Genomic DNA, 22,631 nt, shown 5'->3' on the forward strand with positions numbered 1-22,631 from the left:
TCGCGAACATTGGGGTGCGTGGTGAGCGCGAGGAGTGAGCCGGTCTTGCGAGCCCCGCAGTCGCGAACGAAGGGCGCAGTGGTGAGCGCGAGGAGTGAGCCGGGTTCGCGAGCCCCGCAGTCGCGAACAGAGGGGGCGCAGCGGTGAGCAAGACGGTGGTCCACGTGCTCCGGCACGGCGAGGTGCACAACCCCGACCAGATCCTCTACGGTCGGCTGCCCGGTTTCCGTCTCTCCGAGCTGGGTGTGCAGATGGCCAAGGCCGCCGCGCAGGGCCTGGCCGAGCGGGAGATCGTGCACGTGGTGGCCAGCCCGCTGGAACGCGCCCAGCAGACCGCCGAGCCGATCGCCGCCCAGTTCGGGCTGCCGGTCGGCGTGGACGAGCGGCTGATCGAGAGCGCCAACTGGTTCGAGGGCAAGAAGGTGTCCCCGGGTGACGGCTCGTTCCGCGACCCGCGCAACTGGTGGGTGCTGCGCGACCCGGTGACCCCGTCCTGGGGCGAGGCGTACCAGGTGATCGCCGAGCGGATGTTCGCCGCCGTGCAGGCCGCCCGGGTCGCCGCCGAGGGACGCGAGGCGGTGCTGGTGTCGCACCAGCTCCCGATCTGGACGCTGCGCCGCCACGTCGAGCGCAAGCGGCTCTGGCACGACCCGCGCAAGCGGCAGTGCGGCTTGGCGAGCCTCACCTCGTTCCACTTCGACGGCGCGAAGGTGGAGGGCATCGGCTACAGCGAGCCGGCCGCGCACCTGATCGCTCTCTCCGCGACAGCCAGGACGGCCAAGGGGGCCTGATGAATGCCCGGAGGTGGACCGCCGGTCTGCTCGCCGCCGTCGCCGCGGTGGCGCTGGTCGGCTGCACGTCGTCGAAGGGGCAGGAGAAGACCTGCACGACCACCACCGACGGGATCTTCGAGTGCGCACCGGACCAGCGCTCGGCACCCCCGAAGCTCGCGGGTGAGCTGCTGGACGGCGGCAGTTACGACGTCAGCCAGGCCCGCGGCCAGGTGGTGGTGCTCAACTTCTGGGGCTCCTGGTGCGCGCCGTGTCGTGCCGAGGCCGACGACCTGGAAGCGACCTACCAGGCCACCAAGGGCGCAGGGGTGAGCTTCCTCGGCATCAACGTGCAGGACGAGCGGGACAAGGCCAAGGCGTTCGAGGAGGGTCGGGTCACCTTTACGAGCCTCTTCGACCCGAGCAGCAAGCTGGCGCTCAACCTGGACATCCCGCCGAACACCGTTCCGGCGACAGTGGTGCTGGACCGGGAGGGTCGGATCGCGGTGGTGATCCGGGCCGCCGTCAAGCAGGAGGGCCTGCAACCGATCGTCGAGCGGATCGCGGCCGAGAAGCCGGCGTCGGGCTGATGGGCGAGACCTTCAAGGAGTTGGCCCTCAACGGGCCGCTGCTGCTGGCCATCGGCGCGGCGGCGCTCGCCGGCCTGGTCAGCTTCCTCTCCCCGTGTGTGCTCCCGCTCGTCCCCGGCTACCTGTCGTACGTCACCGGTCTGGCCGGCGCCGACCTGGAGGGTCGCCGACCGGCGGCCGATCCCGCGCCGGCCTCCGGCGGTGTCGCGGTCAAGGAGCGGGTCGCGCGGGTCGGCGCGGTCAAGGGCCGGGTGCTCGCGGGCACACTCCTCTTCATCGGCGGCTTCACAGTCGTCTTCGTGGCCACCGCGATCCTCTTCGCCAGCATCGGCCGGGTGTTCTTCGACTACAAGCGCGAGTTGCAGATCGGCGTGGGCGTGCTGGTCATCGTGGCGGGGTTGAGCTACCTCGGGATGATCCCGGCCCTGCAACGGGAGTTCCGGATCTCCCGGTTGCCGTCGGCCGGGCTGCTCGGCGCACCGGTCTTCGGGGCGGTCTTCGCGCTCAGTTGGGTGCCCTGCACCGGCCCCACGCTCGGCGCGGTGATGGGCATGGCCACCGCCAGCGGCCAGAGCGACCGCGCGGTGGTGCTCGCCGTGGCGTACTGCCTCGGGTTGGGGATACCGTTCGTCGTCTTCGGGCTGGGCTTCGAACGCCTGCTCGGGGTCTTCCGCGCCGTCCGGCGCAACAGCCGCTGGGTCACCCGGGTCGGCGGCGCCCTGCTCATCCTGATCGGCCTGGCGCTCGTCACCGGCGGATGGCAGAGCTTCGTGATCTGGTTGCAGACCACCGTCGGGGTGGGCGAGGTGAGCATCTGATGACTGTCGTCGACGACCGACCGGAGACCGTGGCCCCGGCGCCACGGCGTCGGCCCAACCGGCTGCTGGCCCTGCTGCGCAACTCGTGGCGGCAGCTCACCAGCATGCGTACGGCGCTGATCCTGCTCTTCCTGCTCGCCGTCGCCGCGATTCCCGGCTCGGTGCTGCCGCAGCGCGGGATCAGCCCGGAGAAGGTCAACCAGTACTTCGTCGACCACCCGGACTGGGCCCCTCGACTGGACCGGATCGGCGCGTTCGAGGTCTTCGGCTCGGTCTGGTTCTCCGCGATCTACCTGCTGCTGTTCACCTCCCTGATCGGGTGCATCGCGCCCCGGTTGCGCGACCATGTCCGGGCGTTGCGGGCCCGGCCGCCGGCCGCGCCGAAGCGGATGGCGCGGCTGCCGCAGCACACCGTGCTGCCCGCACCGGCCGGTGGCGCCACGGCGATCGCCGAGGTGCTGCGCAAGCGCCGCTGGCGGGTGCAGGTGCGCGGCGACGAGGTCTCCGCCGAGAAGGGCTACCTCAAGGAGACCGGCAACCTGCTGTTCCACCTGTCGCTGATCGCGGTGTTGATCGGCGTCGCGCTCGGCTCGTGGTACGGCTGGAGTGGCAACCGGCTGCTGGTGGCCGGCGCGGACAACACGTTCTGCAACACCCGCCAGCAGTTCGCCGAGGCCAAGCTCGGCCCCCGGGTGGACAGCGCGGACCTGCCCCGCTTCTGCCTGCGGCTGGACGACTTCCAGGCCCGGTTCCTGCCGTCCGGCCAGCCGGAGTTCTTCAACGCCACGGTCACCGTCGACGGCCCGGACGAGCCCACCCGCCGCGCGGACTTCTCGGTGAACGCGCCGCTGCGGTTGACGGACGCGAGCGTCTACCTGCTCGGCCACGGGTACGCCCCGGTGATCCGGTACACCGACCGGTTCGGCAACAGCCAGCTCAGCGACGACCCGTTCCTCACCACCGGTGACATGGGTCTGACCAGCGAGGGGCTGGCCGCCTTCCCGGACGCGAACGTCGACCCGGCCACCGGGCAGCGCGCACCGGATCAGCAGATGGCGTTCACCGGCATCTACCTGCCCACCGCACCCGAGCAGGGACCGTTTGTGCGCTCGCAGTATCCGGACGAGCGCAACCCGGTGCTGAACCTGGTCGCGTACCGGGGCAACCTCGGCCGGGACGCCGGCATCCCCGGCTCGATCTACCAACTCGACCAGCGGCAGGTGCGGTCCGGCAAGGTCAAGGAGGTCGGCACCAAACTGCTGCACAAGGGCGAGACCTGGACGCTCGACGACGGCTCCACCGTCGAGTTCCTGGACACCGAGCGGTACGTCACCCTCTCCATCCGGCACGATCCCGGCGCGACCCCGCTGTTGATCAGCTGCGGTGTTCTGCTTGTCGGGTTGATGGGCTCGCTGTTCGGGCGACGTCGCCGCGTCTTCTTCCGGGTGCTGCCGGCCGACCCCGGAGAAGGATCTCCGACGAGCGGTAGTAGCTTGATGGAGGTCGGTGGGTTGCCGCGTACCGACTACCCAGGGTTCGCCGACGAGTTCACCCAGCTCGTCGCCGCCGTCAGCGGTGCCGAACGGGCTGGTGCTGACGCTGACTCCACTGACCCGGCCGGCGTGCGAGAAGGAGCCGAGTGATGTCCGCACTCTCCGACAACCTGGTGACCTTCGCGATCCTCGCGTACCTGGTCGCGATGATCGGGCACGCCGTCGAGTACGCGCTGGGCAACGGGCGTACCCGAATCGCCGCGGCGGCGCCGGTCCGTGAGCTGGTGGCCCGTGAGCTGGTGGGTGCCGGTGGCGGCACCCTGCCCCCGCCGCCCGCGCCGGTCCCGCCGTCGGCCGCGGCCGACCGGTCGACGCGTCGTGCCCGCCTCGCGGGCCTGATCGGGGTGGGTGCCACCGCGGTAGCCGCCGTGCTGCACCTGGCGGCGCTGGTCACGCGCGGCCTCGCCGCGGACCGGATGCCGTGGGGCAACATGTACGAGTTCGTGCTCACGGTGACGTTCATTGGTGTCGCCGCCTGGCTGGTGGTGCTCTGGAAGCGGCCGTCGCTGCGCAAACTCGGGCTGTTCCTGACCCTGGTGATGGTGCTGCTGGTCGCCACCGCCGAGCTGGTGCTGTACGTGCCGATCGTGCCGCTGGTGCCGGCCCTGAACTCGTACTGGTTCGTCATCCACGTCTCGACAATCGTCTTCGCGTCCGGCATCTTCCTGCTCGGTGTGGTGCCGGCGGTCGGCTACCTGATGCGCAACGGGTACGAGCAGGGCAAGCGGAGCTTCCCGTACACCCTGGCCAAGCGCCTGCCCGGCGCGGTGGGCCTGGAGCGGCTGACCTTCGCGCTGCACGCCTTCGCGTTCCCGATCTTCACCTTCGCGGTGATCGCCGGCGCCATCTGGGCCGAGGCGGCGTGGGGTCGGCCGTGGGGCTGGGACCCGAAGGAGACCTGGGCCTTCATCTCCTGGGTCGTGTACGCCGGTTACCTGCACGCCCGCGCCACGCCCAGCGTCAAGCGCAACGTGGCCACCTGGCTGGCGGTGCTCGGCTTCCTCACCATGCTGATGAACCTGTTCGGCGTGAACATCTTCTTCACCGGCCTGCACTCGTACGGCGGGCTGGACTGAACCACAGGCGGTGCTTCTACGTCCGGTGGCGATCCGGCGGTCTACCGCTGCCGCGCAGGGTCTCGTCCACGCGTAGAGAGACCTGGTAGGACACCTCCGGCAGGTCGGCCAGCTCGATCCGTTCGCCGCGCAGCGCCAGTTGGGCGTGCAACTCCCGGGCGACGGCGTCGCGAATCGCGACCAGCAGGGGAGACAACCCGTCCGGGTCGCCGACGACGAAGGCGTCCGACATGTGTCCACCCTGCCCCGGCGTCCTGACGATCCGCCAGGATCGGTGACATGTGTCCGCCGGGCTTGACCCGGCCCTGGTCGGCACTGTCGCGGTGCCGCGCGCCCGGCCGGCCGTTGATCCACTCGGCTACCCAGGAAGTCGCGGTGACGCGCGCCCGGTCGGCCGTTGATCCACTCGGCTTCCGTGAAGTCGCGGTGTTCCGCGGGCCAGAGGCACCGACTTCAAGAAACCCGAGTGGATCTTGTCGTTCCGTGCTGTCGTTCCGTGCTGTCGTGTCGTGTCGTGTCGTGTCGTTTGGCGCGGCGGGGTCGCCGTGCCGTTGGTTCAGCCGCCGAACCAGCCGGGCACGTCGAGCCGGAACCAGTTGGCCGAGGCCACGGTGAGCAGGTCGTCCTCCATGGCGTCGACCCGGTCCGGGCCGAGGGTCTCGACCCACCGCTCGCGCAGACGATCAAAGATCTCGGCCGAGCGGCGTAACCCGTCGGCCCCGCGCGGTGTCACCCGGACCAGTCGGCGTCGGGCGTCGGTGGGGTCGTCGACCCGTTCCAGGTAGCCGACGGCGACCAGCCGGTCGACCGTCTTGCCGGCGGCCTGTTTGGAGATGCCCAGCCGTTGGCCCAGCTCGGTGGCGGTGGTGCCGTCCGCGCCGACGGCTTGGAGCACGAATCCGTGCAGCGGTCGCAGCTCCGGATGTCCTTCCCGGGCCAGCTCGGCGTGCAGGTCGTCGATGAGCGTCCGGAAGCCGGCCAGCAGCAACAGCGGCAGCGCGAAGCCGGGCCGCGCGAGATCAGCGGTTGCCATGTTCGTCAACCACGTTTACTATTTCGTCAACCACGTTGACTATCGTACCCGGTCCCCGATCCGGGCTACGGAAAGCAGGTAACCATGTCCGTCTTCACCGCCCACACCGCTGAGACCGCACCCGCCGCCGCCCGTCGGTCCATCGAGGGAGTACGCGGCCGGTTCGGCTGGCTGCCCACCCCGGTGGCGCTGATGGCCGACTCGCCGCAGTTGCTCACCGGCTTCCTCACCGCCAGCACGGGCTTCGAGCAGACCGACCTCGCCCCGCTGGACCGGGAGGTGGTCATCCTGGCGGTCTCCACCAGTCACGAATGCCATGTCTGCGTTGCCCTGCACACCGACAAGCTCACCCGACTCGGCGCGACCCCCGAGCTGATCACCGCGCTGCGTGCCGGCTCGGTGCTGCCCGACCCGCGCCTGGAGGCGTTGCGCCGCCTCACGCTGGCCGTGCTCGACCACCGGGGCGCCGTGCCGGATGACGAGCTGGACGACTTCCTGGCCGCCGGCTACCAGCCCCGGCACGCGCTGGACGTGGTGCTCGGCGTCGGGGCGTACACGATGTCGACATTCGCCAACCGGCTCACCCGCGCCCCGCTCGACCCGCCCCTGGCCGCCCACGCCTGGACGCCGGTGGCCTGACCGGTCAGGCCACCGGAAGGAAGTCGCGCAGCAGGGCGAGCATCTCGTCCGGGCGCTCCTCGTACAGCCAGTGGCCGCAGTCCTCGATCACCTCGCCGCGGACGGTGTCGGCGTACCGGCGAACCTGTTCGGCGACCTGTCCACCGAGGCTGGCCGCCGCGCCGACCGCCAGCACCGGCATCGTCAGCTTCGATGGTCGGTACGACGCGTTGTCGGCGATGTCCTGCTCGAACGCCCGGAAGTAGGCGAAGCTGGCCCGCAGATGCGCCGGGTCGCGCAGGTGACCGGCGAACTCCTCGATGTCCGGCGCGGCGATGCTGCCCTTGCGCACCATCAGCGCGTCGGTGAACCGGTCCACCCACAGCGACTCCCGCCCGCTGACCAGGTCCTCCGGAAGCCCGTTGCCGAGCGAGAAGAAGCCGAAGTTCCACACCCCGGGTCCGGCCTGGGTGAGCGCGGGAAAGGTGTAGATGCTCTCGTCGGGGATCGGCGCCTCGCTGAGCACCAGTCGACTCACCCGCTGCGGATGGGCGGCCGCGTACGCGTACGCCACCATCGTCCCCAGGTCGTGCCCGACCAGCCGGAGGTCACCGACCAGGCCGAGCTGGTCGAGCAGTCCGTGCAGGTCGGCGGCGACAGTCTTCTTGTCACAGCCGCCGGCCGGGGCGTCGCTGTCCCCGAAGCCGCGCAGGTCGGGTGCGACCACGTCGAAGGAGCGTCCCAGGTCGGGCAGCAGGTGCCGCCACATGTACCAGCACTGCGGGTACCCGTGCAGCAACACCAGTGGCGGGCCGCTGCCGCCCCGGACGTAGTTCATGGCGATCTGGCCGACCCGCGCCCGCTGCTCGGTGAACCCCGCCGGAACCCGCTCCGCGCCCATCGCCGCCTCCGTCCGCCGGCTGCCCGGCTACCCGCTGTGCCGCCCGCCATGCCTGCGGGAGCGGGACCCAGAGGACCACGCCCGTGCGGAGGCGCGGCTCGCTTGCACTGGCCCGGGTGCTGCTTTCCGGTTCATCGCGTGTGTCACAGCACCCGGCTTGGGCCGTGCGGCACCCGGTGCGGGAGACTGGGCGACATGGCGGCTCGTGGCTTCCCGTACACCGATCTCAAGGACTTCCTCGCGGCGCTGGAGCGCGCGGGGGAGCTGCGCCGGATCGACGTCCCCGTCGACCCGACACTGGAGATCAGCGAGGTGGTCACCCGCACGGTGCGGGCCGGCGGCCCGGCGCTGCTCTTCGAACGCCCGACCCGGGGCGAGATGCCGGTGGTGATCAACCTGTTCGGCACCGAGAAGCGGATGGCGATGGCGCTCGGCGTCGAGTCGCTCGACGAGATCGGCGCCCGGATCGGCGCGCTGGTCAAGCCGGAGCTGCCGGTCGGCTGGTCCGGCATCCGGGAGGGCCTCGGCAAGGTCATGCAGCTCAAGTCGGTGCCGCCGCGCAAGGTCAAGACCGCGCCCTGCCAGGAGGTCGTCTACCGGGGCGAGGACGTCGACCTGAACCGGCTGCCGGGGTTGCAGGTCTGGCCCGACGACGGCGGGATCTTCCACAACTACGGCCTGACCCACACCAAGCACCCGGAGACCGGCAAGCGCAACCTCGGCCTGTACCGACTCCAGCAGCACGGCCGCAACACCCTCGGCATGCACTGGCAGATCCACAAGGACTCCACCGCCCACCACGCGGTCGCCGAGCGACTCGGGCAGCGCCTGCCGGTCGCGATCGCGATCGGCTGCGACCCGGTCGTCTCGTACGCGGCCAGCGCTCCACTGCCCGGCGACATCGACGAATACCTGTTCGCCGGGTTCCTGCGCGGCGAACGGGTCGAGATGGTCGACTGCCTCACCGTGCCGTTGCAGGTGCCGGCGCACGCGCAGATCGTGCTGGAGGGCTACCTGGAGCCCGGTGAGCGGATGCCCGAGGGGCCGTTCGGCGACCACACCGGCTACTACACCCCGGTCGAGCCGTTCCCGGTGCTGCACATCGAGGCGATGACCATGCAGCGCAAGCCGGTCTACCACTCGATCGTCACCTCGAAGCCGCCGCAGGAGGACCACGGCCTCGGCAAGGCCACCGAGCGGATCTTCCAGCCGCTGCTCAAGCTGATGATCCCGGACATCGTCGATTACGACCTGCCGGCCGCCGGGGTGTTCCACAACTGCGCGATCGTGTCGATCCGCAAGCGCTACCCGAAGCACGCGCAGAAGGTCATGAACGCGATCTGGGGCGCGCACCTCATGTCGCTGACCAAGCTCATCGTGATCGTCGACGAGGACTGCGATGTGCACGACTACAACGAGGTCGCCTTCCGGGCCTTCGGCAACGTCGACTACGCACGTGACCTGCTGCTCACCGAGGGCCCGGTGGACCACCTCGACCACTCGTCGTACCAGCAGTTCTGGGGCGGCAAGGCCGGCGTCGACGCGACGCGCAAGCTGCCCACCGAGGGTTACACCCGCGGCTGGCCGGAGGAGATGAGCATGGCCCCCGAGGTCACGGCCCTGGTCGACAAGCGCTGGAAGGAGTACGGGATCTGATGGTCGCCGCCGACAACCCCCGCGATCTTGCACTTTCGGTCCCCGATTCGCCCCCTTCCGCCCCTTCTGCCCCGACAGAAAGTGCAAGATCGCGGGAGCGGGAGCGGGAGCGGGAGCGGGGGCGGGGGCGGGGGCGGGTTCGGGCTTTTCTGGAGCTTGTCAAGATCGAGCACTCGGTGTTCGCGTTGCCGTTCGCGTTCCTCTCCGCACTCGCCGCCATGCGGGTCTCCGGGGGGCACGTGCGGTGGGTTGACCTGCTGCTGATCACGGTGGCGATGGTTGGGGCGCGGACGTTCGCGATGGCCGCCAACCGGATCCTCGACCGGCGGATCGACGCGCGGAACCCGCGTACCGCCGGCCGGGAACTGGTGACCGGCGCGGTGAGCGTGCGGACGGCCTGGACCGGCGCGGCCGTCGCGTTGGTGATCTTCCTCGCCGCCGCCGCTCTGCTCAACCCGCTCTGCCTGGTGCTCGCGCCGCTCGCCGTGGTGCCGTTGGTCGTCTACCCCTACGCCAAGCGGTTCACCAACTGGCCGCACGCCATCCTCGGGATCGCCCAGGCGGTCGGCCCGGTCGGCGCGTGGCTGGCGGTCACCGGCTCCCTGGACGGCTCCGGACCGGCCTGGCTGCTCGGCGCGGCGGTCGGGTTGTGGATCGGCGGCTTCGACCTGATCTACGCCTGCCAGGATTCCGAGATCGACCGGGAGATCGGCGTGCACAGCGTGCCCGCACGCTACGGTCGGCGCTTCGCGCTGCATGCCTCGACTGTCGCGCACGTGGTGACCTTCGCGCTGTTCGTCTGGTTCGGCGAGCTGATCGGTCTGGGCTGGCTCTGGTGGATCGGGCTCGCACTGACCGCTGTGGCGTTCGGCTACCAGCATCTGGTGGTGACCCCGACCGATCTCAGCAAGGTCAACCGGGCGTTCTTCACCGCCAACGGGTTCGTCGGCATCGCGCTGTTCGTCTTCGCCCTGCTCGACCTGGTGATCCGGCTCGACCTACGCCCCTGAGGCGCGCTGGAAGGTGGCGGTGGGGTAGCGGGCGCTCTCCACGGTCCAGTCGATGGTGCCCCGGACGGCGTACGCGATCCCGTCGAGATGGTCGCTGACCGCCCCGTCCAGCGCCGAGCCGAACGACGGCACCACGGCCCGCAACCCGACGAAGCGCTGCATCGAATCCCGCCAGCGCCCGGCCGCCAACTCGACCGCCTCCGCCGACGACACGGCCAGCTCGCCCTCCAGGGCCAGGACCAGGTTGTGCCCGCCCGCGGTGGCCCGGTCCCGCTCCAGGGAGGCCAGGTCGTTGTACCAGGAGAGCAGGTCGTTGCCGACATCGGCGATCTCGCGCAGCAGCGGGTGGTGGTAGACCGGGTCGGGCAGCGGCCGTCCGCCGGCGAACTCCACAAGCGGGTACGACACCTCTGCCGCCGACGTCGCCCGCCGCAACTCGACGTACTCGCTGACGGTGGGTCGGTGACCGGTCTCCTTGTTGAGCGCCTCCTGCCGGGTGCCGTCGAGATGCCGGGCCACCGCGTTGGCGACGCGCAGCCGCCACCAGGCCGGCATCCGCTGGTGCGGCTCCCGCCAGGCCAGCACCAGCAGTTGTCGTAGCGGGCCGGTCAGCCCGGCGTGGCGTGCCCGCGGCCCGTCGTGCAGCAGCGCCAGCGTGCCGTCGCGGAGTGCCCGGATCTGCTCCGGGGTGAGTCGGTCCGGCCCGTCGCAGGCGTCATCGACGAGGAAGAACCAGGTGAACAGGGCGGTCAGCACCCGCAGGTCGGCTTCGGTCGCGGCCGGGTAGAGCCGCCCGGCGTACCTGGCGAAGGCTCCCCTGGACAGCCGGTGCAGCGCGGCGTCGTCCAGCGGGAGGTCGAGCGTGGGCAGCACACCGAGCAGCCACTCCTGCACCCGGTCGGCGTGGGGCGAGAGCCGCGGTGGGATCGGGCAGTCGGCACGGAGCGCCCAGAGGATCTCGCCGGTCGTCACCGATGCCTCCTGCGCGAAGATGGGTCCGATGCGAATCGCCAGCGGCAGCATGTCAGGTCGGCGGGACGCCCACCCACCCATCGGACATGTCGGACCCGGGATTCCCGGGGGCGCGCACCAGCGGACCAGCCGGACCAGGCAGGCTGGGGGCATGCGGGAACCATGGGTGATCGGGGTCTCCGGGGCCTCCGGCACGCCGTACGCGGCGGCCGTTCTCGGCGGGCTGCTCGACGCGGGCGAGGCGGTGGACCTGATCGTGTCCCGGGCGGCTCGACTCACCGTGCTCGACGAGACCGGCCGACCGTTCCGCGACGGGCACTGGGCCGAGGACCTCGCCGGTTGGCTCGACCGGGACCTGACCGGAGCGGACGTGCGGTACTGGCCGGCGGGCGACCTGGCCGCCGGACCGAGCAGCGGCTCCTACCTGGTACGCGGGATGGCAGTGGTCCCGGCCAGCACGGCGGCCTGCGCGGGCATCGCGATCGGGCTGTCCAAGGACCTGTTGCAGCGCGCCGCCGAGGTCAACCTCAAGGAACGGCGGCCCGTGGTGGTGGTCCCCCGGGAGACACCGGTGACCCGCAGCCACCTGGAGCACCTGATCGCGCTGCACGACGCCGGCGCGGTGGTGCTGCCGGCGAGCCCCGGGTTCTACGGTGCCGGCGCGGCGGCCAGCGCCCAGCAGTTGGTCGACTTCGTGGCCGGCAAGGTGCTGGACGCGCTCGGCGTCCCGCACAGCCTGTTCCGCAGGTGGTCCGGCCAGCTCGGCGCGGACCGGAGCTGAGCTGAGCTGTCGGCTCAGCGCCTGTCGTCGTGCCGCCGGACCCGATCCCGCCGAAGCGGTACGCGGACCGGACTGACGTCCGGTCCGCGTGGCGTAGTCCGCACCAGTTCAGTACATGCCGGCGTTGGCCGGACCCGGCCCCGTGGATGCGGCCGGCCCCACATTGCGGGGCTTTCCGACCTCGTCCACCTCGTCCAGCATGCCCTCCCCCTCAAGCAGGGCTCGCACCTCGGATTCCCGAAACCGGCGATGCCCGCCTGGAGTCCGGATGCTTCCTATCCGGCCGGCCGCCGCCCATCTCGTCACAGTCTTCGGGTCCACCCGAAACAGCGCGGCGACCTCACCCGGTGTCAGCAGGCGATCTCCAGTGTCCACAGCCCCCTCCTCGCGTCGACGAAGCCCCTGGCTGAACACACTGCCCCCGGCTGGTGCGAGCCCAGAGCCGTCATGAGGGACGTATGGCAATTACAGCACCAGGGACCTGGCCTGTCCGCCAAACGCGAAAAATGCACTGAGTGGGAAGTTAGTAAATGGTACTGGTGCAACCCCTGCCTTGACCGTCGGTTCTTGAACAGTTACTCACTGTTTGGTCCAACGGATACTGAAGGCGTCGCGTTACGCGTAACCGGCTAAGGTCACTCTCCGTGGACGCCATCGACCTGACCCTCGTCGACCTGCTGCGCGGCAACGCCCGCCTGTCGTACGCCGAGTTGGCCCGGCAGGTGGGCCTCTCGGCCCCGGCCGTGCACGAGCGGGTCGGCAAGCTGGAGAGCAGCGGCGTGGTCCTCGGCTACCGCGCGGACGTGGCCCCGGAGGCGATCGGGCTGGGAGTCACCGCGCTGATCGGCATCGTCGAGGACTCCGGCGCGGACAGCGACGACATGCTCGAGTCGCTGCGCGTGCTGCCCGAGATCGAGTCCTGCTACTTCATGGCCGGGGTGGAGTCGTTCCTGCTGAAGGCGCGGGTCGGCACGATCGCCGAGCTGGAGCGGTTGATCGTGCGGTTGAACCGGACCCCCGGGGTGGCCTCCACCCGCACCGCCATCGCGCTCTCCACGAAGTGGGAGAACCGCCCCCAGTCGGTCGGCCCGACCACGACCTGACCGTCGCGTACCGGGTCAACAACGCCGGCAACTCCGCAGGTCCACGCCACCGGACCGGCGCTGACCGCCCCTGACCTGCTTGCTACGTTTCCGAGCGTGACTCATCTCGACCGGTGCGACGAGGCCAGCCGGACCTGGGTGACGGAGGCGATCGCCACCGTCGAGGCGGACGCGAACCGCTCGGCCGACACCCACCTGCTGCCGTTCCCCCTGCCCCGGGCCTGGGGGATCGACCTCTACCTCAAGGACGAGTCGTCCCACCCCACCGGCTCACTGAAGCACCGCCTGGCCCGTTCGCTGTTTCTCTACGGGCTCTGCAACGGCTGGATCGGGCCGAGCACCACGATCGTCGAAGCGTCGTCGGGCTCCACGGCGGTCTCCGAGGCGTACTTCGCCCGGATGCTCGGTCTGCCGTTCATCGCCGTGATGCCCTCCTCCACCTCGCCCGAGAAGATCGCGCAGATCGAGTTCCAGGGCGGCCGGTGTCACCTGGTGGACGACCCCGCGACAGTGGTGGTCGAGGCGCGCTGGCTGGCCGAGGACTCCGGCGGGCACTTCATGGACCAGTTCACCTACGCCGAGCGGGCGACCGACTGGCGGGGCAACAACAACATCGCCGAGTCGATCTACGCGCAGTTGGAGTTGGAGCGGCACCCGATTCCCGCCTGGGTCGTCGTGGGCGCCGGCACCGGGGGCACCAGCGCGACCATCGGCCGGTATGCCCGGTACCGCCGGCTCGCCACCAAACTCTGCGTGGTCGACCCGGAGAACTCGGCGTTCTACCCGGCCTGGCTGGCCGCCGACTGGTCGGTACGGACCGGAAGGGGCTCCCGGATCGAGGGGATCGGCCGCCCCACCGTGGAGGCGTCGTTCCTGCCCTCGGTGGTGGACCGGATGGTCCAGGTGCCGGACGCGGCGTCACTGGCCGCGATGCGCGCCGGATCGGCGCTCCTCGGGCGTCGCGTGGGCGGCTCCACCGGCACCAACCTGTGGGGTGCGTTCGGCCTGATCGCCGGGATGCTCGCCGAGGGCCGGACCGGCTCGGTGGTCACCCTGATCTGCGATCCAGGCGACCGGTACGCCGACACCTACTACTCCGACGACTGGGTGAGCGCCCAGGGCCTCGACCTGACGCCGCACCTGGCCACGATCGAACACTTCCTGACCAGCGGCGCCTGGCCCCGCTGAGTTCGGCGGGCGCGGTCAGCGCGGGTCGATCCGCTCGGCCAGCCCGGGGTAGCGCACCACGTAACCGCTGTCGTCCAGATCGATGTCGGCGGTGAAGGTGCCGCTGGCGAAGCGCACCCGACCCGGCCCGAGCCCGCTGTAGATCTGCTCCGCCGCCACCACCTCCAGACCGGGCAGCAGCACCCAGGCAACGGTGATCCGGTGGGCCAGATCGGCCGGCTCGGCGGCCAACCCGAGCCGGTGGACCGGCAGGGAGTTGAACAGCGGCGAACCGCTCAGGTCGACGTCGAGTGCGTCGGCCAGCCGGTCCGGGTCGTCCGTGCCCGGCAGACCGGCCCGGGGGTGACCGGCCGCGACCAGCGCCGCGTCCAGGTCCCCCTGCTCGGCGGTGGTCACCCGCCACCGGTCCGCGGAGCGCTCCAGCTTCACCCTGCGCAGCCAGCCCAGCCCTTCGGCCTCGACCTCGACCCGGGTGGTGGTCCAGTCCGGCGCGGTGGTCAACTGGTAACGGGCGGTCCAGGGGATCGGGTCCACGGCGAGCAGCGTGCCCCGAGCCGTCAACCCGCGACCGTCGTCGAGCAGCACCTGCTCGCTGCCGGCGGTGTCCGTCCGGGACCAGAAGATCGACTTCGGCATGGTCGGCATGAGCCGGACGTTACGCGACCGCGCCGACATCGGCAGGGCATGCGCGAACGCCGCCGCGAAGGACGAGCTCCGCGACGGCGTTCGGGTGGATCAGTGGATCAGTGGGTACGCGCCGGCGGTCGCCCGCCGAAACCGCGCCGGTCATCGCGCGGCCGGTCGTCGCGGGGCCGGTCGTCGCGGGGACGGTCGTCCCGAACACGGCTCTCCGGGCGGAAGCCACCCCGGGTGTCGCGGTCACCGAAGCGACGCTCACCGGTCGGGCGGTCCCCGTGCTGGCGGTCACCCTGCGGACGGTCGCCGAACTGCGGCCGGTCGCCGTAGCCCCGGGTGTCCCGATCGGCGTAACGCCGCTCACCCTGCGGGCGGTCGCCGAAGCCCCGCTCACCGGTGGGCCGGTCGCCGTAACGCCGCTCGCCCTGCGGGCGGTCGCTGTGCTGCCGGTCGCCGTACTGGCGGTCACCCTGGGGGCGGTCGCTGTGCTGGCGGTCGCCCTGCGGACGGTCGCCGAAGCGGCGTTCGCCGGTCGGGCGGTCGCCGTAACGCCGCTCACCCTGCGGGCGGTCGCCGTACTGGCGGTCGCCCTGCGGACGGTCGCCGAAGCGGCGTTCGCCGGTCGGGCGGTCGCCGTAACGCCGCTCACCCTGCGGGCGGTCCCCGAACCGGCGCGGGCCGCCGGAGCGCTCGCCGTAGCCCCGGGGCTCCGCCTCGAGGCGAACCGGGACGCCGCTGGGTTCGCGGGCACCGACCAGCTCGGCCAGGGCCTGGTCGCCGACCCGCACCCGGGTCTCGGCCGGCGCGACGCCGGCCTTCTCCATCATCGCCAGGGTGGTGCGGCGCTGCTTGGGCAGCACCAGGGTCGCGACCGCGCCGGACTCGCCAGCCCGAGCCGTACGCCCCGCGCGGTGCAGGTAGTCCTTGGGGTCCTTCGGCGGGTCGACGTGCAGCACCAGGGTGACACCGTCGACGTGGATGCCCCGAGCCGCAACGTCCGTGGCGACCAGCACATTCATCCGGCCCTCACGGAACTCGGCCAACGTCTTGGTACGCATCCGCTGGGTCTTGCCGCCGTGCAGCCCACCGGCGCGTACGCCGACCGCCGCGAGTTGCTCGACCAGCCGGTCCACGCCGAGCTGGGTGCGGGCGAAGACCATCGTCCGGCCGTCCCGCGCGGCGATCGAGGCCGCCACCGGGAACTTCTCGTGCGGCGGAATCAACAGCATGTGGTGGTCCATGGTGGACACCGACGCGGTGGACGGCGCCGTGGAGTGCGTCACCGGATCGGTCATGAACCGCCTGACCAGCGCGTCGACGTCACCGTCGAGCGTGGCCGAGAAGAGCAGTCGCTGACTGTTCGCGGGGGTCTTCGACAGCAGGTCGGTCACCTCGGGCAGGAAGCCCATGTCGGCCATCTGGTCGGCCTCGTCGAGCACCGTGACCTCGACGTCGTCGAGCTGGCAGATGCCCCGCTCGATCAGGTCGCCGAGCCGGCCCGGGGTGGCGACGATGATCTCCACGCCGCGCCGCAGCGCGTCGATCTGACGGTCGTACGGGACACCGCCGACGGCGGTCTTGAGGAAGATGCCGACGGACTTGCCCAGCGGCAGGAGCGCGTCGTTGACCTGCATGGCCAGCTCGCGGGTGGGAACCAGGACCAGGGCGCGCGGACGCATCGGCCGGGCCCGGTTGCGCTTGGCCAGCCGGGCGATCATCGGCAGACCGAAGGCCAACGTCTTGCCCGAACCGGTCTGCCCGCGGCCCAGCACGTCACGGCCGGCCAGCGCGTCCGGAACGGTGGCCCGCTGGATCTCGAACGGGCTGGTGATGCCCTGCTGGCTCAGCGCCCGGACGAGCGGCTCGGGCAGGCCGAGGGAGGCGAAGGTGATCGGATCGGGGGTCGCCGTCGGGGCGGTCTCGGCCGCCTGGGCGGCGGTCTCGGCCGGCGCGGTGCCGGCCTCGCTCGGGGAGGCGTCGAGCTGCTCCCGGGCGGTGTCGGTCGTCGGAGCTGAGTGGGTAACGGTGCTGGGGTCAGCAGAGGTGGTCAACAAAAGCCTTTCGAGCGGGGCGCATCTTCGCGATGGCCTGCCGCGGCTGTGCCGCCGGATCGCCCGCAAGATCGCCCAGGGGCGCACACCACGCGCGCCGGGTCAGTGATCTCAGCAAGTGTACGGCGATCCGGCGAAGCCGCCAGCCGGTTGCCGGACGGTAGTGGGCGGACTCACCATCGTCCCGCTCGGTGGCTCACCCGTTGAGCACGTTGCCCACCAGACCGTCAAGCGCGTCACCAGCGAGGAGTACGACCATGACGCTGATCGCCACCAGCAGCCCGAGAGCGGCGGCCAGGACGATCATCACCCGGGTGTTCCGGGATCGTTCGGCCGGCGTGTCCGCCCATCCCTGGGCCAGGATGTGCCCGGTCAGCGACCCGGAATTCTCCACCGCGTTGGCGGGGATCGCGATCGTGGCGAAGCCCGGCCCATCGCCGCTGCCGTAGACGGTGCCGGCCAGGTCAGAGCCGCCGTCGTGCCGACCTACGCCGGCACCGGCCGCGCCCCGGGTGGTGGAGCCACCCGAATGCTTGCCCGTCGACGCGGCCCCACGCGGGCTCCCGCCGTCATTCCCGGTCAACCGGGAGGCGCCAGCGGCCCCACGCGGATTTCCGCTGTCCTGCCCGGCCGCCCGGGAGGGGCCAGCGGTGGACGGCGGCCAACTCGGCAAGGCGGGCGCGGGCACCACGGGCGGCGCGGAGACGGGTGCCTCGGCCCACCCGTCGCCGGAGGCCGGGCGTGCCGTCCCGACGGTGGACGGCCACCCACCCGACCGTGCGGAAACCGCCGCGCTGGCCCGTACGCCGGGCGTGTCGATCATCGCTGGCGGCGGCGGGAACGGTGGTGCCGGCATCGGGCCGGGCGGGCCGGGTGGCGCCGGCACCGGCGGGCCGGGTGGCGGCACGGGCGGGCTCGGAATGGGCGGCGCCGGCGGACCTGGGATGGGCGGCATCGGCGAGGGCGGCGGGATGGGTGGACCCGGAACGGGCGGGACCGGACCGGGGGACGGCGTGGGCCGGGGGGCCGGCCCGGGCGTCGGCCTCGGGTCGGGCGGGTACGGCCCCGGGGCGGGAGCGGGCTCCGGTTCGGCTGGCGACGGCTGGGTCGGCCCAGGACCGGGTGGCGTGGGTGTCGGCTCCGGCGGCTGGGCGGGCTCGGCTGCCCGCCCCGGGTCGGCTGGCTCGGGGCGCACCGGTCCGGCCCGGTACACGCCGGGCGTGCTGCTCCGGGCGTCCGGAGTGCCCAGGGCATCGGGCGTGGCCCGACTGCTGCCGGGAACCGTGGCGCTGGCCCGGGCCGGCGCGGCCGAGTCGTTGCGCTGCCCCGGCAACGAGACATCGACGGGGCCGGCTGACCCGGCCGAACCGGCTGAGCCGGTCGCGCGGTAGGTGGTCGCGCTGACCGGGGCGCTGACCGGCAGGTCACTGCGGAGAGCCCCGGCGGTCGCGACGCTGGCGCGGGCGCGTACCGGTGCGGCGGCCTGCTCCGGTTGATCTCCGGCGGGGGCAGACTGGCCGCCGCTGGGGCCGGTGACTACCGGCTGTCCGGCGTCCGGGCCGGGAACGTCCGCGCCGACGCCGCTGCTGCCGCGAGCAGCGCCAGCGTCGCCGGAGGCGTCGGCACCGGTGGCGATGTCGTCCGAAACCGGGCTGGTGTCCCGGCTGGCCGGGCCGGCGTCCGGGCTGGCCGGGCCGGCGTCCGGGCTGGCCGGGCCGGCGTCCGGGCTGGCGTGGGAGTCCGCCGGGCCGGCGGCAGCGCTGGCCGGGCCGGCGGCAGCGCTGGCCGGGCCGGCGGCAGAGGGCGCCGCGGAGGCGTCGGTGGGTGACGCCGGGTCGACGGTGCCCGGCCCGGATGGGTCGGCTTGCTCGACCCTGGGGTCGACAGTCTCCGCCGGATCACTCTGCTCGGCCATCTCCGCCCTCCGTGCCACGCTCGCACCCGGACCCGAGACGTCGGGTCGGATGTGCCTGGATGTCACGGTGCCACAGATCGTCCCGAGCGGACAGCCGGAGCCGGTCGTGGCGGATCAACCAGTGGCGCTGGGGCTGCCCGTCCCGCTCGTGCTGGCCTTCGGTGTGCTCGGCGGTTCGCTGCTGCTCGGTGCGCTGGTGGGCGCCGAGGGCAGCGTCGACGGCGTGTTGTCCGGGGTGGCCGTCGGGGTCTCCGAGGCGCTCTCGGTCGGCGTGGGCGGCGGTGGCGTCGTCGGTGGCGTCGTCGTCGGTGGCGCCGTCGTTGTCGGTGGCGCCGTCGGTGGCGTCGTCGCGCTGCCGGTCGGCGGCGGCGTGGCCGACCCGGTGGGCGTCGGCTTGGTGCTCGGCGTGGGCGTCGGCCTCGGGGTGGGCGTGATGGTGGGCGGCGTGACCGGCACGGTCGGAACTGTCACGATCGGTGCCGGCACCGAGCCGATCACCCGGGTCGCGGCATACAGCCGGGACCAGCTGACGACCGAGATCTTGACGACGTCGCCGGTGGTGGGCGCCTGCACCATCTTGCCGTTGCCGATGTACATGGCAACGTGGTGGATCGACGTCCAGCTGCTGCCGGACGCGAAGAAGAGCAGGTCACCGGGGAGCAGCGCGCTCTGCGGCACGGTCCGGTTCCGGGTGGCGGCGTACTGGTCGCGGGAGACCCGCGGCAGGTCGAAGTAGTCGGCGCCCGGGGACCGGTACGCCGCCCACATCAGACCGGAGCAGTCGAACTCGTCCGGCCCCTCCTCGGACCACTTGTACGGGTCGCCGAGCTGGGCCAGCGCGTACCGGACCGCGGCCATCGCCCGGGGGTGCGCGGCCATCCCGCTGATGTTCTGGTTGGTGACGTAGCCGGCACCGAACTGCTGCTCGGCGGCTTCCTGCTGGCGCTCGATCTCGATCAGCTGGGTGGCGTTGTTCTTGCGCAGCGTGAGCAGGCTCGCCTCGGCCGCGCGGAGTGCCGTCTCGCCCGCCGTGAACTGCGACTGGGCGGCGGTGAGCAGATCCTTGGCTTCGGTGTGCTTCTGGTAGGCGGCCTGCTCATCGGCGCGGGCCCGGGCCAACGCTCCGGTCACCCCGGTGGTGCCGCCGTCGACCTTCTCGCCGCGGGTGATCTGCTGCAGGCGGCTCAGCCCACGGAGGTCCTGGGCGAACTCGCCGGGCGGCAGTGCGGCGTCCGCCTTGACGGCGTCCGTCGCGGCCGCGTCGGCGTCCTGCTGGGCCCGGAGCAGGGCGTCCTGCGTGGTCGCGAGCACCTTGCCGGCCGCGTCGAGCTGGGCCTGGGCGTCGGTGCGTTTCTGCCGACTCTTGAGCAGCTCCTCGCCGAGCGTGCCGACCTGGGTCTCGGCGGCGTAGATCTGCGCGGCCAGCGGGCCGGTGCCGATGTTGCCCACCGGCGGCGTCGGGGCACCGCCGAAGGGCGGGACGCCGGGCGGTTGAAGCGCGCCGACCGCCGGCGGGCGGGCGCCGACGTCCGGCACGGTCGTGGGCACTGCGGGATCGGCGTACGCGGGGGTGGCCATCACGGCGGCGGCGATCGCGCCGAGCAGGGCGGCCCAGAGCTTCGGACGTAGGACCGGTGAGATCACCGGGCTCCGTCGTCGCTGCCGTCGCCCGCGCTCGCTGTCGACCATGCCGCTCCCCGTCTTAACCCCTCGTCGCCGCGCTCGGTGGGCGCGGCCGCCGGGACGGTACCAGTGTGTGTGTTCCGCCCCATCTTGTTACTACCGCACCTCGCCACTCATGTCGATGCGTTGCAGGGTTACGGGAGGCTGAGAGTCTGGTGAAGTGGGTCGCTGTCGCCGACCGTGCCGCCGGGGTGTTCGGCCCCTCGACGTACGCTCGATCCGACCGCAGGTGGAAGGGACGTGCCATGGACGCCGGACTCAAGCGTGAGCTCGAAGCGAAGGTGTACGCCGGTGAGCGGCTGACCCGGGAGGACGGGGTCGCCCTCTACGAGAGCGACGACCTGACCTGGTTGGGGCGGCTGGCCCACCACAAGCGCACCGAGCTGAACGGTGAGCGGGTGATGTTCAACGTCAACCGGCACCTCAACCTGACGAACGTCTGCTCGGCGTCCTGCGCGTACTGCTCGTTCCAGCGCAAGCCGGGCGAGAAGGACGCGTACACGATGCGCATCGACGAGGCGGTCCGCAAGGCCAAGGAGATGGAGGACGAGCAGCTCACCGAGCTGCACATCGTCAACGGCCTGCACCCCACGCTGCCCTGGCGCTACTACCCCAAGGTGCTGCGCGAGCTGAAGGCGGCGCTGCCGAACGTCAAGCTCAAGTGCTTCACGGCGACCGAGGTGCAGTGGTTCGAGAAGATCAGCGGCCTGAGCGCCGACGAGATCCTCGACGAGCTGATGGACGCCGGCCTGGAGTCGCTGACCGGCGGTGGCGCGGAGATCTTCGACTGGGAGGTCCGCCAGCACATCGTCGACCACGCCTGCCACTGGGAAGACTGGTCGCGCATCCACGCCCTGGCACACAGCAAGGGCATGAAGACCCCGGCCACGATGCTGTACGGCCACATCGAGGAGCCCCGGCACCGGGTCGACCACGTGCTGCGGCTGCGCGAGTTGCAGGACGAGACGGGCGGCTTCGCGGTCTTCATCCCGCTGCGCTACCAGCACGACTTCGTCGACTCGGCGGACGGCAAGATCCGTAACCGGATCCAGGCGCGCACCACGATGGCCTCGCCGGCCGAGTCGCTGAAGACGTTCGCCGTGTCCCGGCTGCTCTTCGACAACGTGCCGCACCTGAAGAACTTCTGGGTGATGCACGGGCTGTCGGTTGCCCAGCTCTCGCTGAACTTCGGCGTGGACGACCTGGACGGCTCAGTCGTCGAATACAAGATCACGCACGACGCCGACTCGTACGGCACCCCGAACACCATGCACCGCGACGACCTGCTGCACCTGATCTGGGACGCCGGGTTCCAGCCGGTCGAGCGGGACACCCGCTACAACGTGGTGCGCGAGTACGACAAGGCCCCGTCGCTGGCCGAGCGCCGCGCCGAGCCGCAGCAGGTCTGGGCCTGAGCCGCCACGTACCCTCGCAGTCGATGACCGAGCAGAGTGGTTCCGAGCAGCAGGGCGGGTTTCCCCGTCGGGACGCCGAGGGGCGCGTTCGTACCCTTGGTGATCTGCTCGGGGTCTGCCTGGCCGGTCTGGTGATCGGCGCGCTGGCGTTGGTGTTGTTCGACTGGGCGTTCGCCTCGCTCGGGGCCGGCGACTTCGGGCACACCAACGGCTGGCTGGCCGTGATCCTGCCGGCCTGGCTGTTCTGGGACGATTTCCGGGCCTGGTCGTTCGGCGCGGCCCGGGTGGTGGCAGCGGTGGTCGCCGCCGCCGTCGGGGTGTTCGTCGGTCTGCTGATCGCCGGTCTGGCCGCCGGCCTGCCGACGCTGCTCTCCGGGACGTTGGCGGCGGGGGCCTTCACCGTGGCGTACGCGATGATCTGGTTCCCGGGGGTCCGCTGGCTGACCCGCCGGACCGGCTGACCGGGACCGCCCACCGGGCGGATCGACTGTCCCGCCGGCACCGGCGGGCGACGGAGAGAACGGAGTGGTGCAGGTGAGCGCCGCGCTCAAGTACACGCTGGGCCGGATCGGGCTGTTCGTCGCCGTGCTGGCGGGCCTCTGGCTGGTCGACATGAACGTGTTCCTGAAGCTGATGTTGGCGCTGGCCTTCTCCGCCGCGCTCTCCTTCTTCCTGTTGCGCGGTTGGCGCGACGAGTTGGCGGGGGAGATGGCCGACGCCACCGAGCGCCGCCGCACGGAGAAGGAACGCCTCCGCACCGCCCTGGCCGGCGAAGACCAGAACCCCACCCCTGAACCCCCCACCCAAACCCCCGACTCCCAGCGTTGATCAAGAGGTTTGCGTCACCCGAACGACTTCTGGT

General features: G+C 71.6%; 23 protein-coding genes. 14 read left to right on the forward strand and 9 right to left on the reverse strand.

Annotated elements, in window-relative coordinates:
- Positions 1 to 143: 143 nt before the first annotated feature.
- Genes ACFYPM_RS00805 through ccsB form a run of 5 tightly spaced genes read left to right on the forward strand, consistent with a single transcriptional unit; the run spans position 144 to position 4,807 of the window.
- Complete coding sequence (locus tag ACFYPM_RS00805) at positions 144 to 791, forward strand: histidine phosphatase family protein (RefSeq protein ID WP_387189769.1); 648 nt, start codon at positions 144 to 146, stop codon at positions 789 to 791.
- Entirely contained in the window at positions 791 to 1,360 is a 570-nt protein-coding gene (locus ACFYPM_RS00810; protein WP_387189771.1) for a TlpA family protein disulfide reductase, read from the forward strand. The genes ACFYPM_RS00805 and ACFYPM_RS00810 overlap by 1 nt, the downstream gene beginning before the upstream one ends.
- Positions 1,360 to 2,178: a cytochrome c biogenesis CcdA family protein gene (locus tag ACFYPM_RS00815; protein WP_387189773.1), complete on the forward strand. Its 819-nt coding sequence runs from the start codon at positions 1,360 to 1,362 to the stop codon at positions 2,176 to 2,178. The genes ACFYPM_RS00810 and ACFYPM_RS00815 overlap by 1 nt, the downstream gene beginning before the upstream one ends.
- Positions 2,178 to 3,821 (forward strand): cytochrome c biogenesis protein ResB, encoded by a 1,644-nt coding sequence (locus ACFYPM_RS00820; protein ID WP_387189775.1) that lies wholly within the window; start codon positions 2,178 to 2,180, stop codon positions 3,819 to 3,821. The genes ACFYPM_RS00815 and ACFYPM_RS00820 overlap by 1 nt, the downstream gene beginning before the upstream one ends.
- Positions 3,821 to 4,807: a c-type cytochrome biogenesis protein CcsB gene (gene ccsB, locus ACFYPM_RS00825; protein WP_387189777.1), complete on the forward strand. Its 987-nt coding sequence runs from the start codon at positions 3,821 to 3,823 to the stop codon at positions 4,805 to 4,807. The genes ACFYPM_RS00820 and ccsB overlap by 1 nt, the downstream gene beginning before the upstream one ends.
- A gap of 16 nt (positions 4,808 to 4,823) precedes the next feature.
- Here the strand turns inward: ccsB and ACFYPM_RS00830 are convergent, their stop codons facing one another.
- Complete coding sequence (locus ACFYPM_RS00830) at positions 4,824 to 5,039, reverse strand: hypothetical protein (RefSeq protein ID WP_387189779.1); 216 nt, start codon at positions 5,037 to 5,039, stop codon at positions 4,824 to 4,826.
- Between the two features lie 324 nt (positions 5,040 to 5,363).
- Positions 5,364 to 5,840 carry a MarR family winged helix-turn-helix transcriptional regulator gene (locus ACFYPM_RS00835; protein ID WP_387189781.1) on the reverse strand — a complete coding sequence of 159 codons (477 nt, stop codon included), beginning with the start codon at positions 5,838 to 5,840 and terminating at the stop codon, positions 5,364 to 5,366.
- 84 nt (positions 5,841 to 5,924) lie between these two features.
- On the opposite strand from ACFYPM_RS00835, the gene ACFYPM_RS00840 reads away from it, so the two are divergent.
- Positions 5,925 to 6,479 (forward strand): carboxymuconolactone decarboxylase family protein, encoded by a 555-nt coding sequence (locus ACFYPM_RS00840; protein WP_387189783.1) that lies wholly within the window; start codon positions 5,925 to 5,927, stop codon positions 6,477 to 6,479.
- A gap of 4 nt (positions 6,480 to 6,483) precedes the next feature.
- Here the strand turns inward: ACFYPM_RS00840 and ACFYPM_RS00845 are convergent, their stop codons facing one another.
- The gene (locus ACFYPM_RS00845; RefSeq protein ID WP_387189786.1) at positions 6,484 to 7,359 is read right to left on the reverse strand and encodes an alpha/beta fold hydrolase; all 876 of its coding nucleotides are present in this window, start codon (positions 7,357 to 7,359) and stop codon (positions 6,484 to 6,486) included.
- A 195-nt stretch (positions 7,360 to 7,554) separates the two neighbouring features.
- Between ACFYPM_RS00845 and ACFYPM_RS00850 the strand changes: the two genes are divergently transcribed.
- Positions 7,555 to 9,015, forward strand: a complete 1,461-nt coding sequence (locus tag ACFYPM_RS00850; RefSeq protein ID WP_387189788.1) for a menaquinone biosynthesis decarboxylase — start codon at positions 7,555 to 7,557, stop codon at positions 9,013 to 9,015.
- A complete protein-coding gene (gene mqnP, locus ACFYPM_RS00855; protein WP_387189790.1) occupies positions 9,015 to 10,025 on the forward strand; it encodes a menaquinone biosynthesis prenyltransferase MqnP in 1,011 nt (336 codons plus the stop codon). Before ACFYPM_RS00850 ends, mqnP begins: the two co-directional genes overlap by 1 nt.
- Here the strand turns inward: mqnP and ACFYPM_RS00860 are convergent.
- On the reverse strand, positions 10,014 to 10,997 hold the full coding sequence (locus ACFYPM_RS00860; RefSeq protein ID WP_387189792.1) for a terpene synthase: 984 nt from the start codon (positions 10,995 to 10,997) through the stop codon (positions 10,014 to 10,016). The genes mqnP and ACFYPM_RS00860 overlap by 12 nt on opposite strands.
- A 151-nt stretch (positions 10,998 to 11,148) precedes the next feature.
- Here ACFYPM_RS00860 and ACFYPM_RS00865 point away from each other — a divergent pair, with 151 nt between their 5' ends.
- Positions 11,149 to 11,778, forward strand: a complete 630-nt coding sequence (locus tag ACFYPM_RS00865; protein ID WP_387189794.1) for a UbiX family flavin prenyltransferase — start codon at positions 11,149 to 11,151, stop codon at positions 11,776 to 11,778.
- Positions 11,779 to 11,886: 108 nt separating this feature from the next.
- On the opposite strand, the gene ACFYPM_RS00870 is transcribed toward ACFYPM_RS00865, so the two are convergent.
- On the reverse strand, positions 11,887 to 12,153 hold the full coding sequence (locus ACFYPM_RS00870) for a BldC family transcriptional regulator (RefSeq protein WP_007454516.1): 267 nt from the start codon (positions 12,151 to 12,153) through the stop codon (positions 11,887 to 11,889).
- Positions 12,154 to 12,422: 269 nt separating this feature from the next.
- Here ACFYPM_RS00870 and ACFYPM_RS00875 point away from each other — a divergent pair, with 269 nt between their 5' ends.
- Together ACFYPM_RS00875 and ACFYPM_RS00880 are read left to right on the forward strand one after the other, a co-directional pair.
- Complete coding sequence (locus tag ACFYPM_RS00875; protein WP_387189796.1) at positions 12,423 to 12,881, forward strand: Lrp/AsnC family transcriptional regulator; 459 nt, start codon at positions 12,423 to 12,425, stop codon at positions 12,879 to 12,881.
- Between the two features lie 96 nt (positions 12,882 to 12,977).
- Positions 12,978 to 14,069: a PLP-dependent cysteine synthase family protein gene (locus tag ACFYPM_RS00880; protein ID WP_387189799.1), complete on the forward strand. Its 1,092-nt coding sequence runs from the start codon at positions 12,978 to 12,980 to the stop codon at positions 14,067 to 14,069.
- 15 nt (positions 14,070 to 14,084) lie between these two features.
- Here ACFYPM_RS00880 and ACFYPM_RS00885 read toward each other — a convergent pair whose 3' ends face one another.
- The 4 genes from ACFYPM_RS00885 to ACFYPM_RS00900 form a co-directional block, all read right to left on the reverse strand.
- A complete protein-coding gene (locus tag ACFYPM_RS00885) occupies positions 14,085 to 14,705 on the reverse strand; it encodes a putative glycolipid-binding domain-containing protein (RefSeq protein WP_387191398.1) in 621 nt (206 codons plus the stop codon).
- 107 nt (positions 14,706 to 14,812) lie between these two features.
- Positions 14,813 to 16,756: a DEAD/DEAH box helicase gene (locus tag ACFYPM_RS00890; protein WP_387189802.1), complete on the reverse strand. Its 1,944-nt coding sequence runs from the start codon at positions 16,754 to 16,756 to the stop codon at positions 14,813 to 14,815.
- Positions 16,757 to 16,952: 196 nt separating this feature from the next.
- Complete coding sequence (locus tag ACFYPM_RS00895) at positions 16,953 to 18,671, reverse strand: hypothetical protein (protein WP_387189805.1); 1,719 nt, start codon at positions 18,669 to 18,671, stop codon at positions 16,953 to 16,955.
- A 114-nt stretch (positions 18,672 to 18,785) separates the two neighbouring features.
- Positions 18,786 to 20,360, reverse strand: coding sequence for an NlpC/P60 family protein (locus tag ACFYPM_RS00900; protein ID WP_387189807.1), 1,575 nt, complete (start codon positions 20,358 to 20,360; stop codon positions 18,786 to 18,788).
- Between the two features lie 239 nt (positions 20,361 to 20,599).
- Between ACFYPM_RS00900 and mqnE the strand changes: the two genes are divergently transcribed.
- The 3 genes from mqnE (at position 20,600) to ACFYPM_RS00915 (ending at position 22,597) form a co-directional block, all read left to right on the forward strand.
- Positions 20,600 to 21,769 (forward strand): aminofutalosine synthase MqnE, encoded by a 1,170-nt coding sequence (gene mqnE / locus ACFYPM_RS00905; RefSeq protein ID WP_091395685.1) that lies wholly within the window; start codon positions 20,600 to 20,602, stop codon positions 21,767 to 21,769.
- Between the two features lie 23 nt (positions 21,770 to 21,792).
- Complete coding sequence (locus ACFYPM_RS00910) at positions 21,793 to 22,230, forward strand: hypothetical protein (RefSeq protein WP_387189809.1); 438 nt, start codon at positions 21,793 to 21,795, stop codon at positions 22,228 to 22,230.
- Positions 22,231 to 22,303: 73 nt separating this feature from the next.
- Positions 22,304 to 22,597 carry a DUF4229 domain-containing protein gene (locus ACFYPM_RS00915; RefSeq protein WP_387189811.1) on the forward strand — a complete coding sequence of 98 codons (294 nt, stop codon included), beginning with the start codon at positions 22,304 to 22,306 and terminating at the stop codon, positions 22,595 to 22,597.
- Positions 22,598 to 22,631 lie beyond the last annotated feature (34 nt).

The organism is Micromonospora sp. NPDC005203 (genome assembly GCF_042872705.1).
GTDB lineage: Bacteria > Actinomycetota > Actinomycetes > Mycobacteriales > Micromonosporaceae > Micromonospora.

Coding starts and splice junctions, on each gene's coding strand:
- ACFYPM_RS00830 (WP_387189779.1), bottom strand. CDS start 5,039: ATGTCGGACGCCTTCGTCGTCGGCGACCCGGACGGGTTGTCTCCCCTG.
- ACFYPM_RS00840 (WP_387189783.1), top strand. CDS start 5,925: ATGTCCGTCTTCACCGCCCACACCGCTGAGACCGCACCCGCCGCCGCC.
- mqnE (WP_091395685.1), top strand. CDS start 20,600: ATGGACGCCGGACTCAAGCGTGAGCTCGAAGCGAAGGTGTACGCCGGT.
- ACFYPM_RS00895 (WP_387189805.1), bottom strand. CDS start 18,671: ATGGCCGAGCAGAGTGATCCGGCGGAGACTGTCGACCCCAGGGTCGAG.
- ACFYPM_RS00850 (WP_387189788.1), top strand. CDS start 7,555: ATGGCGGCTCGTGGCTTCCCGTACACCGATCTCAAGGACTTCCTCGCG.
- ACFYPM_RS00885 (WP_387191398.1), bottom strand. CDS start 14,705: ATGCCGAAGTCGATCTTCTGGTCCCGGACGGACACCGCCGGCAGCGAG.
- ACFYPM_RS00865 (WP_387189794.1), top strand. CDS start 11,149: ATGCGGGAACCATGGGTGATCGGGGTCTCCGGGGCCTCCGGCACGCCG.
- ACFYPM_RS00820 (WP_387189775.1), top strand. CDS start 2,178: ATGACTGTCGTCGACGACCGACCGGAGACCGTGGCCCCGGCGCCACGG.
- ACFYPM_RS00845 (WP_387189786.1), bottom strand. CDS start 7,359: ATGGGCGCGGAGCGGGTTCCGGCGGGGTTCACCGAGCAGCGGGCGCGG.
- ACFYPM_RS00815 (WP_387189773.1), top strand. CDS start 1,360: ATGGGCGAGACCTTCAAGGAGTTGGCCCTCAACGGGCCGCTGCTGCTG.
- ACFYPM_RS00810 (WP_387189771.1), top strand. CDS start 791: ATGAATGCCCGGAGGTGGACCGCCGGTCTGCTCGCCGCCGTCGCCGCG.
- mqnP (WP_387189790.1), top strand. CDS start 9,015: ATGGTCGCCGCCGACAACCCCCGCGATCTTGCACTTTCGGTCCCCGAT.
- ACFYPM_RS00835 (WP_387189781.1), bottom strand. CDS start 5,840: ATGGCAACCGCTGATCTCGCGCGGCCCGGCTTCGCGCTGCCGCTGTTG.
- ACFYPM_RS00910 (WP_387189809.1), top strand. CDS start 21,793: ATGACCGAGCAGAGTGGTTCCGAGCAGCAGGGCGGGTTTCCCCGTCGG.
- ACFYPM_RS00900 (WP_387189807.1), bottom strand. CDS start 20,360: ATGGTCGACAGCGAGCGCGGGCGACGGCAGCGACGACGGAGCCCGGTG.
- ccsB (WP_387189777.1), top strand. CDS start 3,821: ATGTCCGCACTCTCCGACAACCTGGTGACCTTCGCGATCCTCGCGTAC.